Below are 12,046 nucleotides of genomic sequence, written 5' to 3'. Positions count from 1 at the left end.
CCGAAGGGGTCATCTTGCTTCCCGCGCTCGACTTGCATGTATTAGGCACGCCGCCAGCGTTCGTCCTGAGCCAAGATCAAACTCTCCATAAAATGCGAGCTTGGTTGCTCATTTAAAATACTAGCTTGTTTCTTACTTAACATACTGGTTGTTTCGTTCAGTTTTCAAAGATCAATTTTTGTTACCGCTCGTTTGCGACAACTTATATATCATACCATCTATCAATCTGTTATGTCAACAACTTTTTTCTGAAAAGTAGTAAGCTGTATGATATGTTAACCAGAAATCTATTATTTCGACAGCTAAACAATTATATCATCATTATAAAAAAAGTCAACAGATAATTTGTTTTTCAAAACACTGGCACTGCTCTTCAAAAAGCAGCGAGATTAAATATATCATATCATTAAACCATTTGTAAACAAAAAAATTACCTTGGCATAAAAACGCCAAGGCAATTTTTCTGTTACTCCTTATAAAATCAACAGCTTAATCTTCTAAGCAAATACAAAGATATGTAAAGCTGTGAGGGAAACCAAACCAGGAATACCTAAAAAGCCAGCAATTACTGCAGTAAAAATGTTTATTGGTAAGTGTAAACCAATAGATGCCCCAAATGCATTGAAAAAGAATAGAAACAAAACACCTATTACTAATTTGACCGTTCCGTGCATCAACCAACGCATCGGCTTCACTGGTGCACCTACAACCAATAAGATTACTATTAGCGCAATAATACTTATAATAACTATAGAAGAGCCCACCACTCTCCCTCCTTCCCTTGTCCTTTCTATTAATATAATTATGAGGAAAAGGAAAGAAGTAGAACTTATAGTATTTTAACGATGCTTAGCACTGATCCCTCGGCTTCTTGCTTCCCGAAGTAAATAAAAGTATTTTATTTCCGCCACTTTTAGGTCATACAACCCTGTCACACTTGGCTCTACACTTTTTTCAATAATTTCTCTGAGTCGCATCCACTCATCTTTTAAAAGATAAATTTCTTGTAGTAGTCGTTCATCTACTTGTTTTCTTTTATTTTTTTTACCGAAAGCCATTTTGTAGACCACCGCCTTTATAATTCACGTCTTCCTTCTAGTGCTTTTGAAAGTGTAACTTCATCAGCATATTCTAAATCCCCACCCATAGGTAATCCATGGGCAATTCGAGTAATATGAATTCCTGAAGGTTTAACTAATCGTGAAATATACATTGCAGTAGCTTCACCTTCAATATTTGGATTGGTGGCAAGTATCAATTCTTCCACTTCTTCGTCTTTTAATCGATTTAACAAACTAGGTACATTAATATCTTCTGGACCTATACCATCCATCGGTGAAATTGCGCCATGTAAAACATGGTAGCGACCACTAAAATCTTTCATCTTCTCCATCGCAATTACATCTTTTGGATCTTGTACAACACAAATTAAAGAACTATCTCTAGTCTCATCTTGGCAAATTGCACATGGATCCTGGTCTGTTATATGTCCACAGACAGTACAATGAGTTAACTCACGCTTTGCACTAACTAGAGACTTTGCAAAATCTAACACATCGTCTTCTTTCATATTTAAAACAAAAAAAGCCAGACGAACCGCTGTTTTCGGTCCGATTCCTGGCAATTTAGTAAAGCTATCAATTAGCTTTGAAATCGGTTCTGGATAATACACAAGTTATACCTCCTAGAACATTCCTCCAGGTAAATTCATCCCTTTTGTAAACTGTCCCATTGTATCGTTCGATTTTTCATCTACTTGCTTTAACACATCATTTGTTGCAGCTAAAACTAAGTCCTGAAGCATTTCTACATCATCTGGATCTACAACTTCTTCATTGATCTCAATATCCGTAATCACTTTATTACCATTTGCTACAACTTTAACCATACCGCCACCTGCAGTAGCCTCAAAACTCATTTCTTGTAACTCTTCTTGTGCCTTCATCATATCTTTTTGCATTTTTTGCATTTGTTTCATCATTTTATTCATATTTCCTCCACCACGCATGGAAAAAACCTCCTCTTATTTTCTAATCTTCATGTATTTCTAGCAAGTCATCACCAACAAGTTTACGCGCCTCTTCTACTAAGGGATCTTTATTTTCTTCTTTTACCTCTTGATCCCCATCTTGATCTGTACTAGATTGTTGTTTTTGTTTATGCACGTATTCTTGGCGGATTTCTTGCCAATTACTTTCTGGAATCGGAATCATAGTTATTTGTTTTCCAATTAACTCCGCTAATAATGATTCTATCGTTTTTTGATGGTCTAAAGCAAGTGAACAGTGAATTTCATATTTAAAAGCTAAAATCAAGGCACTTTCAGATGCTGCGCTTGGCTTACTATCTTGCACAGTAGCATGCGCTGGTGCATTTTGCTGTTTTAACTTTTTCATAAAAGTAGCCCAAATTGTTTGAATCTCTTTTATATCTGATTTAGACGCATCATCTAGCACTTGGCGAATACGTTCATACGGAATCTTAAAGCGATTCTTTGTTGGTGCTGGTTTTCTTTTTGGTGTTGTATTTGACCCTCCCGCTTCCGCTTGAGGAACTGGCGGGTTTGTTTTTATTTCTGATAACTCTTTTTCAAGCCGTTCAATTTTCTGTCCTAATGCCATAATCGATTCATTATCAATGCTAGTAGCTGCAGATTGCCTTAGTTCTGTTATTTTTAACATTGTAATTTCAATAAATACTTTCGGGCTATTGGTCCATCTCATCTCTTGTTGACAATGATTCAACTCAGAAATTGCTTGTTGAATCCACACAGCATCTATTTTCTCTATTAGTTGATTAAACGATTCATTAACGATTGCGCGTTCTAGTACTTGCTCTAAACTAGGCGCACTTTGATATAGTAAAATATCTCGCAAAAAATAGATCGTATCATGAACAAACCGTCCTGGATCTTTTCCTTCTTGAATAAAGCCATCTACTAACCGTAAAGCATTTTGAACATTTTTATCATATAACGCATGAACTATCTCGGTTAGTTTCTCTTGAGAAACAGCCCCTGTCACTGCTAGCACATCTTCTAACACAACCTGATCCTCACTATAGGAAATTGCTTGATCCAATAAACTTAACGCGTCACGCATACCACCTTCTGCAGCTAACGCCACAGAATCAAGTGCTTCTTTCGTTACAGATATGTGTTCCTGATCAATAATTGTTTGCATTCTCTCTACAATTACTTGTTGTGTAATTCGTTTAAAATCAAAGCGTTGACACCTTGAGATAATAGTCAGCGGGATCTTGTGTGGCTCAGTCGTCGCTAAAATAAAAATGACATGCTTAGGTGGTTCTTCTAATGTTTTTAATAACGCGTTAAATGCCCCAATTGACAACATATGTACCTCATCGATAATGTATACCTTATAGGTTACAGCACTTGGTGCATATTTTACTTTATCCCGAATATCACGAATTTGTTCCACTCCATTATTGGAAGCAGCATCAATTTCAATTACATCCGAAATAGATCCATCTTGAATTCCTTTGCAAGCATCACATTCATTACATGGTTCTTTTGCGGGTGCTTGCCTACAATTGACTGTTTTCGCAAAAATTTTCGCAGCGCTTGTTTTCCCCGTACCTCTTGGACCTGAGAACAAATAGGCATGCGAAAACTTCTCCTGCATAATTGCATTTTGGAGTGTTCGTGTAATATGTCCTTGTCCTACTACGTCTGCAAAATTTTGCGGACGCCACACACGATACAATGCTTGATAGCTCATTTTTCATGACCCTCTCTTCGGAATTCTTTTCTATTATAACTGAATCAACCTATAAATGTGAACATTTCAACTAAAAAAACATACAAAAACCTCTTACCAAAATGGCAAGAGGTTTAATTATCATATAATTAACGCCGTGCACCCATCGTCGATGACGTAACCCTAAGCGTTACATAAGTTCATGGCTCAGTCCAGGCTTCCCTGCGGCACACGAGAAAGACCGCTTACTGCTGCTTCCTTCCGGACCTGACAGAATTCACGGGTTCCCGTTGCGCAGGACCCAAACGTCAACACCAATTCCTTATGGCAGACCTTAAAGTCACGCACCTCGGATGGGAGTTCCGTCTCGCTACAGCGGATTGCGAGTATAGGGCACCGCTACCTCCCCACCTAGCACGGCAAATTTGCTAACAATTTTATGTGCGCTGTTTGAGCGCATTTATTATTATAGCTAGTTTTTCAGTAAAAAGCAAGAGCAAATCGATGTTAATATTTTACAAACACTCTAAATTTAAAGAGGGTCATTGTTGTCATTGTTCTGTTTGTTTTTCTTCTTTTCCCGTAACTGTTTAAAGAAATTCTTTAGCAATAACCCACATGCTTCTTCTAATACACCAGCTTCAACAGTAGCTTGGTGATTAAACCGATCGTCTTGTAATAGATTGGTTAATGATCCGACACACCCTGCCTTGGGATCAGAAGCACCAAAAACAACACGTGGAATACGAGATTGTAGAATTGCACCAGCACACATCGGGCACGGTTCAAGTGTCACGTATAATGTACAATCTTCTAAACGCCAGCTGCCTATCTTTTCATTTGCTTTGTCAATTACGAGCATTTCAGCATGTGAAGCCGTTGTTTGCAATGCTTCACGTAGGTTGAAAGCACTTGCTATAACTTCATCCTGATATACAAGCACTGCACCAATTGGTACTTCTCCTAAATGGCTAGCTTTTATTGCTTCAGCAATCGCTAATTCCATATAATCTTCATCAGTCATTACATAATCTGTATCAGTCATTAGCATATATCTCCTAAATAGATTACTTCCCCTTCATTGTATCAAATCCTTTCTTAAAAAAGAACCGCACGTTTCCCTTGTGTTCCTCATAGGCTAATTAAGGATATTTTAGTATTGAGGAGGAGAATAAATTGCAAATTCATGTTGTGAAACAAGGCGATTCGCTCTATTCAATTGCAAACACATATGGATCGAGTTATCAAGCAATCGCAGATGCAAACGAGCTAGACAACCCAAACCAGCTTGTTATTGGGCAATCAGTCGTAATTCCTATTATCGGACAATTCTATTTTGTTCAACCTGGGGATAGTTTATATTCAATTGCACAAAAATTTGGTATTAGTTACCAGCGTTTAGCTGAAATTAACAATATTGACCCAAACACACCTTTATCTGTTGGATTTCGTTTGTATATCCCAGAACTACCTGGTCCAACAATTGAATCCAATGCTTATATTGAACCGCTTGGCGGCAGTGTTTCAGATACATTAGTCAATGCAGCACAAAAGAACGCGCCTTTCTTAACGTATTTAGCTCCTTTTAGTTATCAGGTTAATCGAGATGGCAGTTTAATAGCACCACCACTAGATAACTTTGCGACCATTGCAGCCAATAATAATGCGGCCTTGATGTTAGTAGTTACAAATTTGGAAGAAGGCGAGTTTAGTGCTGAACTTGGATCACTAATTGTTACAGATGAAAATGTCCAAAACAAATTGTTAGACGAGGTTATTCAGACAGCACAATCAGTAGGATTTGGTGATGTCCATTTTGACTTAGAGTTTTTACCACCAGAAGACAAAGAAGCTTACAATACTTTTTTACGAAAGGCAAAAAAACGTTTATCAGAGGCTGGACTGCTTATGTCTACAGCATTAGCACCAAAAACAAGTGCAGAACAAGAAGGTGCTTGGTACGAAGCCCATGATTACGCTGCACACGGGGAAATTGCTGACTTCGTTGTGTTAATGACATATGAGTGGGGGTATAGTGGTGGGCCAGCTCGTGCTGTTTCTCCTTTAGATCAGGTCCGTAAAGTGGTTGAATATGCACTGACTGAGATGCCAGCCAATAAGATTATGCTTGGTCAAAATTTATATGGTTATGATTGGACATTACCTTATGAACCTGGCGGTGAGTATGCAAAAGCAGTTAGTCCGCAGCAAGCGATTCTTTTAGCACGCGATAATAATGTTGCGATTGAATATGATCAAACCGCTCAGGCACCTTTCTTCTTTTATACAGATACAGAAGGAAATCGTCATGAGGTATGGTTTGAAGATGCTCGATCTATTCAAGCAAAGTTCGATCTAATCAAGGAATTAAATTTAAGAGGTATTAGCTATTGGAAACTCGGTTTAGCTTTCCCGCAAAACTGGCTCTTATTAGAAGATAATTTCACCATTAAAAAACGCGTATAGATTATAAAAGTTCAACCCTGTATATCTATCACATATACAAGGTTGAACTTTTTAAATTATCTAGCGTATCAAATAAAATTGGTGACACTCCTGCAGGAACAGCGCGAGCTGAAGATCCACTCGGAAAGCGCCCTTTGCTTATCCGAGTTAGCTGAAGCCGTGCCTGCGGAAAGGGAACCAATTTTATTTGTGGAGCGGTAACTTCCGTTACTAATTGCTGAATTAGCTGATTAGTTCTTAATGCGCAGTTTATTTAAAAAACGTATTAAATTGGTCATCAATTGTTTACTCTTTCACTCTAACGGCAATAGGAAAATAGGAATAAATTAAACTTTTTGTAGCTATTACTTGACGTTAATTAATTACTATAATACACTTAGTTACATAAAGTAAGTTAATATTTAAAAATAACAATAAGGTGATGGAGGAATTACAATGACTAAAACAACATTTAAGGTAGACCCAACACACACAAGTATCGACTTTTCAGTTAAACACATGATGGTTTCAAAGGTAAAAGGAACATTTCACGATTTTCAAGTGCAATTTGTAGCCGACCCTGAGGATTTAACAACAGCTGAAATTGTATTTGATATCGATGTTAACAGTATCGATACACGTAACAAAGATCGTGATAACCATTTACGCACAGGTGATTTCTTTGAGGTTGAAAAGTATCCAAATATATTATTTAAATCAACGGATGTCAAAAAGATAACAGACGATGAATATGAAATAACTGGTGATGTAACAATTAAAGATGTTACAAAACAAGAAACGTTCAAAGTTACATTCGAAGGTCAAGGTCAAGACCCTTGGGGTAACCAAGTATTCGGCTTCAGCGCAGAGGGAACGCTTAATCGTGAAGAATATGGATTAACTTATAATGCCGCATTAGAAACTGGCGGTGTTTTAATTGGAAAAGATATTAATTTCACAATTGATTTGGAAGCAGTGAAAGACGCCTAGATATTAAAGATTAGTTAAAGCATGGGGAATTTTCTCCATGCTTTTTTATTTGCAATTCTGTAAAAGTATAAAAAACACCACACAACACACACTAACCACAGAAACATAGCGAGGTGAATACATGGCACGTCTTCTACATAGTCAAAAATCAAATAAAAAAACACCAGCAAAAAAAGAAACACTTTACAAAGATGCAAAACAAAATGCAGAAGAAATTAAAAGATTATTTTCTCATGGAACAAATGAAGATTTCATATCTAGAGAACTGATAGCAGCTTTCAATAAAAAAAAGGTTTATCTATTTTTTTACTCATCTATTGTGAATAGTAACAGTATTGAAGAATTTGTTATTAAACCTTTGCTTGAAGAAGAGGGAGAATCTGTATCGGACGTTATTACAAATAAAGATATAACTCAAATATCTGATTATCAGCAAGCAATAGAAAATATTAATAATGGTAAAGTTATCATCTTTATTGATGGGGATGATAACGGCTATGGCATGGAAGTTTCACAATTCCAACATCGTGCAATAGGAAAAGCCGAGAATGAAAGTGTCATAAAAGGACCAAAGGAAGCATTTACTGAATCACTCTATGTTAATATGTCTCTCGTGCGCAAACAAATTCGTGATAAACAATTGATTACTGAATTGACAAGCATTGGTGAACGCGCAAAACAAAGTGTTATTTTAGTTTATGTTGATGACTTAGTAAATGATGAGGTTTTAGAGAATGTTAAAAACAGAATTAAAAATATTGAAATAGATACAGTTCGAAATGTTGAATTATTAGAGCAATTAATTGAAGAAAGGCCTAATTCAATTTTTCCAAGTATTCTATATACCGAACGTCCAGATAACGCTGCTGCTTACTTAGAGAATGGGTATATCGTTATTTTAATGGATAATTCAGCAGCGTGTTTAATTTTGCCAGTGACCTTCTGGGATTTTTTTCATAACCCTGAGGATCGCTATACCAGATATATATTTGGTAATCTTACAAGATTGATTCGCTTTTTAGGGTTATTTCTTACTACTATGATATCTGCGATCTATGTAGCTTTAGCAAACTTTCATAGTGAAATGATTCCACCTGACCTTCTTTTAGCTATTACGGCTGCAAGAGAACGTGTTCCATTTCCATTAATTATGGAAATATTAATTATGGAAATTGCGTTTGAATTAATTCGAGAAGCTGGAATACGTATTCCCAATCCTTTAGGTCCAACAATTGGAATTGTTGGTGCCTTGATTTTAGGACAGGCAGCGGTAGAAGCGAATGTAATTAGTCCAATTATTGTAATTGTAGCGGCAATATCTGGTCTATCCTCGTTTGCTATTTCTGATGTTAGCTTAAATTATAGTGTTCGAATTTCCCGTTTTATATTTATTTTAGCCGCAGGGTTTATGGGAATGTTCAGTTTAATCGGGGTATTTCTTTTATTGTTTATGTATGCAGCTTCACTTAAGTCATTTGGTATACCTTTCTTTGCACCAGTTGCTCCAAATTATAAATCACAAGGTGATACATTATTCCGTAAAGTACTAAGGGCAGAAATATGGCGACCAACTTATGTAACACAAAAAGATATACAAAAGAAAAAGAAAAATTAAGTAAGGAGGTAGTGATATGCATGATAAAAAAACATTAAAAGCAAGTGAAATGTTCGCAATGGTTACCATGTTAGTCGGAATGAAGCTTACCGATACAACAGCAACACTTTACGCGCAAAAATCACAAAATGCTTTTTGGGTGATGCCAATTATTTCATTTCTAGTGATCCTACCTTCTTTTCTTTTATTGCTATTTCTATTAAAAAAATATCAAGATAAGAATTTAGTTGAATTACTCGAATCTATTTTAGGTTCAGTCATGGGGAAATTGCTAGGTTTCTTCATTTTTATTAGTTCATTTTTATTGATTGGATTAGATAGTCGTAGTCATATTGAACAAATTAAATTATTATATTTTCCCGCATCACCCAATACCGTTATTTTCTTTCTGCTTTTATGTATTGTCTTTTTGGGTGCAAAAAAAGGATTTGAAGTTATTGGTTTCGCCTCTAAAATTAGCCTTCCATTTGTTAAAATATCTGTACTTATCTTAGCTATTTTAATTATGGGAGAAGTTGTGTGGCAACGTATTTTCCCTATTTTTGGTTCAGGGTTAACTATTGTTTTAACTGAAGGGGTGTTAAAAGGATCAATTTTTTCAGAATTTTTTTTATTGACGATTGCCTATACATCTTTAAGAAAAACAGCAGATTTTCGAATTGGAGCTCTATTCGGTGCTTTTTTCGTTCTTTTCGAAATCGTTTTCTTTTTCTTTGTTTACACAACCGTATTTGATTATAACTCCATCGAAAAAATATCATTTCCTTTTCATGATCTAACACAATTTGTTAGTCTAGGTGATTACTTTACTAATATTGAGACCTTTTTTATGGTGTTTTGGTTATTAGCAGGTTTTTTACGTTTTATTATTTATATCTATTTACTTACATGGATTTTCGGAGCAATCTTTAATATTTCAGAATTCGAACCACTCCTATTACCATTAAGCTTTATCACATTAGTTATAGGAATGATTCCTGATAATTCCGTTGTTAACGAAACCGTATATCGGGATACATTATTAAATTATGTAACTCCTCTTTACGTGATTTTTCCTATTCTTTTATGGGGAGTTGCTTTAGCGAGAGGAGATTTAAAAAAACAATGAAGAACTTTTGTAAAATAATATTTATTTTTATTTTATTTATCCTACTGACAGGTTGCTATGATAAAGCAGAGTTGGAGCAACAATCCTATGTGATAGCTATTGGTCTTGATAAAGGTGAAAAAGAGGGAACCTTTTCTTTTACCTTTCAAATCGCAAACCCTGAGGTTGGATCGACATTATCAGCCGGTTCGGATGAGGAAGCAGAAGAAACCATTTCGATAACAGGAAATGATATTGTGACTGCGACCAATACGGCCAATTCTTTTGTTACAAAACGAATTGTCTTAGATCAAACAAAAGTGATTGTTGTTTCTGAAGAATTAGCTCGTTCGGAAGATTTCCTTCGTGTCATTCAATCCGCATCACGAACACCACAAATTAGACGAGGGGTAGAAATGATTGTCTCAAAAGAAAAGGCAAGTGATTTTTTAAACAACAACGACCCAAAAATGGAGCAACGTCCACACAAATATTATCAATATATGCTTAACCGTGCAAAACAAACAGGAATTATTCCAGAAGCAGACCTTCATCGATTTTTTCAAATTACTGAAGGGGATGCTGATTTATTTTTAGCTATATATGCAACAACAGAAAAAGCAGAAACAGAAGATACGGGAACTGAAGATGAATATATTGCTGGTCAAATTCCCCAAGAAGGAGGAAATGTAACCCAGTTTATGGGTTCTGCTGTTTTTAAAGAAGGTATGCTGATTGATATTATCGACGGACAAGAGACACGAATATGTAATACATTAGACAAAACAATGGGTATGGAGGAGTTATTATCAACTTATCCAGATCCGATTGCACCTAAATATCGTATTTCGGCAGACTACTCTCAAAAAGAAGAACCTGTAATTGATGTATCGTACAACAAGAAGACTAACCATGCAAAAATCAGTGTAACTGTTTCCTTCAATTTGGAAATACTTGCAATACCAAGCATGATTGATTACGCACAAAATGAGAAAAATCAAAAGATATTACGGAAATCAATTGAGAAAAATTTAGAAAATAAAACAAAAGAGCTTATCCAAATAAGTCAAGAAGAGTATGGTTCTGATCCATTTTATTGGTCACTCTATATACGAAAATTCTTTAAAGATATTCCAGCATATGAAAAAGGCGACTGGAATAAAAAAATCTTTCCAAATGCAGAGATTGATGTTAATTTCGTGTTAAAGCGTCTTGACTTTGGGAAAATGTTGAATGATTCAAATTTAAATGATGTGAGGGATTAGTATGTTTCTTTCAATTCTGACGGTTGTTGCGATTTACATTACAATTTATTGTATTAATTATGGACGTATCGTTATTAAGGATGGGAACAAAATGGGTGGGATCGCTATTTTCTGCTTAATTCCTTTTGTTATAGGTTCTCCAATATTCTTTTATATAGTGGATTAAAGAGTGGCCCCAGCAGGATTCGAACCTGCGACACATGGTTTAGGAAACCAATGCTCTATCCCCTGAGCTATGGAGCCGAATATCTATTTAATATCACGTTTATTCATTATACAGAAAGGACAAGAAAATGAAAAGTCTACAAAATTATCACCTAAACTATTTTCATTTCATGATGAGCTAATCGATCACGCACTAATTGCACCGCTTCATCAATATTCGCTGCTCTAATAATAATTTTCTCGTTGTCAGATAACTGATTAGCAGAGTAGCTATATAAAAGATCATAATAATACTCAAGTGACATCATCTCGGCATTGAAATGCCAAGCTTCACAGGGAAGACCTCTCAAAGAGAGGTGGGAGCGGCTCATTACAGTGGAAGCTCTATCTCACGACAGTACCCGTGTTGTTCCATTTCTGACCCACTTTCGAACATGACCGCTATATCTCGTACCACACGAGACTCCTACGTCAGATTATACCGCGCAGGCACTTGGTCTATCGGTGAAATCCCGTCTTACGACGTCAATCACCTACACCGCCAAGCTAGTGCTAATTGCAATATTGTTAGCCGCGTTTAAATCAGCGTGGTTTTTGTATCCGCATTTTTTGCATTTGAATATTTCCTTGCGGCGATTCCCTTTATCTGCATGTTTACAACAAAAGCAAGTTTGACTCGTTTTATATGGATTAATATCAACAACCGGAATATTGAATTTTAAAGCCCTTTCTTTGATAAATTGCTTTAATTGATAAAACG

At 35.9% G+C, this 12,046-nt stretch carries 13 protein-coding genes, 1 tRNA gene, 1 rRNA gene and 1 other RNA gene; 5 read left to right on the top strand and 11 right to left on the bottom strand.

Annotated features, from left to right (window positions below):
- The 8 genes from D2K40_RS15730 to tadA all read right to left on the bottom strand — a co-directional run.
- Window positions 1-92 (bottom strand): 16S ribosomal RNA (locus D2K40_RS15730); the annotation flags it as partial.
- Window positions 93-497: 405 nt separating this feature from the next.
- Window positions 498-764, bottom strand: coding sequence for a pro-sigmaK processing inhibitor BofA family protein (locus tag D2K40_RS15725; RefSeq protein WP_117157291.1), 267 nt, complete (start codon window positions 762-764; stop codon window positions 498-500).
- A gap of 75 nt (window positions 765-839) precedes the next feature.
- Entirely contained in the window at window positions 840-1,058 is a 219-nt protein-coding gene (locus D2K40_RS15720) for a YaaL family protein (RefSeq protein ID WP_117157290.1), read from the bottom strand.
- A 17-nt stretch (window positions 1,059-1,075) separates the two neighbouring features.
- Complete coding sequence (gene recR, locus D2K40_RS15715; protein ID WP_117157289.1) at window positions 1,076-1,672, bottom strand: recombination mediator RecR; 597 nt, start codon at window positions 1,670-1,672, stop codon at window positions 1,076-1,078.
- A gap of 12 nt (window positions 1,673-1,684) precedes the next feature.
- Window positions 1,685-2,008, bottom strand: coding sequence for a YbaB/EbfC family nucleoid-associated protein (locus tag D2K40_RS15710; protein ID WP_117157288.1), 324 nt, complete (start codon window positions 2,006-2,008; stop codon window positions 1,685-1,687).
- A gap of 22 nt (window positions 2,009-2,030) precedes the next feature.
- A complete protein-coding gene (dnaX, locus tag D2K40_RS15705) occupies window positions 2,031-3,740 on the bottom strand; it encodes a DNA polymerase III subunit gamma/tau (RefSeq protein ID WP_117157287.1) in 1,710 nt (569 codons plus the stop codon).
- Window positions 3,741-3,874: 134 nt separating this feature from the next.
- Window positions 3,875-4,139, bottom strand: an RNA gene (gene ffs, locus D2K40_RS15700) — signal recognition particle sRNA large type.
- A 112-nt stretch (window positions 4,140-4,251) separates the two neighbouring features.
- Window positions 4,252-4,743: a tRNA adenosine(34) deaminase TadA gene (gene tadA, locus D2K40_RS15695; RefSeq protein ID WP_117157292.1), complete on the bottom strand. Its 492-nt coding sequence runs from the start codon at window positions 4,741-4,743 to the stop codon at window positions 4,252-4,254.
- A gap of 152 nt (window positions 4,744-4,895) precedes the next feature.
- On the opposite strand from tadA, the gene D2K40_RS15690 reads away from it, so the two are divergent.
- The 5 genes from D2K40_RS15690 (at window position 4,896) to D2K40_RS15670 (ending at window position 11,121) form a co-directional block, all read left to right on the top strand.
- The gene (locus D2K40_RS15690) at window positions 4,896-6,185 is read left to right on the top strand and encodes a glycoside hydrolase family 18 protein (protein WP_117157286.1); all 1,290 of its coding nucleotides are present in this window, start codon (window positions 4,896-4,898) and stop codon (window positions 6,183-6,185) included.
- Window positions 6,186-6,620: 435 nt separating this feature from the next.
- Window positions 6,621-7,154 carry a YceI family protein gene (locus D2K40_RS15685; RefSeq protein ID WP_117157285.1) on the top strand — a complete coding sequence of 178 codons (534 nt, stop codon included), beginning with the start codon at window positions 6,621-6,623 and terminating at the stop codon, window positions 7,152-7,154.
- A 121-nt stretch (window positions 7,155-7,275) separates the two neighbouring features.
- On the top strand, window positions 7,276-8,769 hold the full coding sequence (locus D2K40_RS15680; protein ID WP_117157284.1) for a spore germination protein: 1,494 nt from the start codon (window positions 7,276-7,278) through the stop codon (window positions 8,767-8,769).
- Between the two features lie 16 nt (window positions 8,770-8,785).
- Window positions 8,786-9,877: a GerAB/ArcD/ProY family transporter gene (locus D2K40_RS15675; protein ID WP_117157283.1), complete on the top strand. Its 1,092-nt coding sequence runs from the start codon at window positions 8,786-8,788 to the stop codon at window positions 9,875-9,877.
- Complete coding sequence (locus D2K40_RS15670; RefSeq protein WP_117157282.1) at window positions 9,874-11,121, top strand: Ger(x)C family spore germination protein; 1,248 nt, start codon at window positions 9,874-9,876, stop codon at window positions 11,119-11,121. Before D2K40_RS15675 ends, D2K40_RS15670 begins: the two co-directional genes overlap by 4 nt.
- A gap of 170 nt (window positions 11,122-11,291) precedes the next feature.
- Here the strand turns inward: D2K40_RS15670 and D2K40_RS15665 are convergent.
- The 3 genes from D2K40_RS15665 to D2K40_RS15660 form a co-directional block, all read right to left on the bottom strand.
- Window positions 11,292-11,364 (bottom strand) — tRNA-Arg (locus D2K40_RS15665).
- Window positions 11,365-11,438: 74 nt separating this feature from the next.
- A complete protein-coding gene (locus tag D2K40_RS16500) occupies window positions 11,439-11,594 on the bottom strand; it encodes a hypothetical protein (protein ID WP_162879251.1) in 156 nt (51 codons plus the stop codon).
- Between the two features lie 225 nt (window positions 11,595-11,819).
- Window positions 11,820-12,046, bottom strand: a 227-nt coding sequence (locus D2K40_RS15660) for a zinc ribbon domain-containing protein (RefSeq protein WP_162879250.1), incomplete at its 5' end; no start/stop codon positions are given.

Origin of the sequence: Paraliobacillus quinghaiensis (assembly GCF_003426025.1) — a bacterium.
Lineage (GTDB): Bacteria > Bacillota > Bacilli > Bacillales > Amphibacillaceae > Paraliobacillus_A > Paraliobacillus_A quinghaiensis.
This window is presented reverse-complemented; position numbering and strand designations above follow the sequence as displayed.

Bases quoted from the DNA above. Each gene is read 5' to 3' on its own strand.
- D2K40_RS15675 (WP_117157283.1), top strand. From the start codon at position 8,786: ATGCATGATAAAAAAACATTAAAAGCAAGTGAAATGTTCGCAATGGTT.
- dnaX (WP_117157287.1), bottom strand. From the start codon at position 3,740: ATGAGCTATCAAGCATTGTATCGTGTGTGGCGTCCGCAAAATTTTGCA.
- D2K40_RS15710 (WP_117157288.1), bottom strand. From the start codon at position 2,008: ATGCGTGGTGGAGGAAATATGAATAAAATGATGAAACAAATGCAAAAA.
- D2K40_RS15685 (WP_117157285.1), top strand. From the start codon at position 6,621: ATGACTAAAACAACATTTAAGGTAGACCCAACACACACAAGTATCGAC.
- D2K40_RS16500 (WP_162879251.1), bottom strand. From the start codon at position 11,594: ATGATGTCACTTGAGTATTATTATGATCTTTTATATAGCTACTCTGCT.
- D2K40_RS15720 (WP_117157290.1), bottom strand. From the start codon at position 1,058: ATGGCTTTCGGTAAAAAAAATAAAAGAAAACAAGTAGATGAACGACTA.
- tadA (WP_117157292.1), bottom strand. From the start codon at position 4,743: ATGACTGATGAAGATTATATGGAATTAGCGATTGCTGAAGCAATAAAA.
- D2K40_RS15670 (WP_117157282.1), top strand. From the start codon at position 9,874: ATGAAGAACTTTTGTAAAATAATATTTATTTTTATTTTATTTATCCTA.
- D2K40_RS15680 (WP_117157284.1), top strand. From the start codon at position 7,276: ATGGCACGTCTTCTACATAGTCAAAAATCAAATAAAAAAACACCAGCA.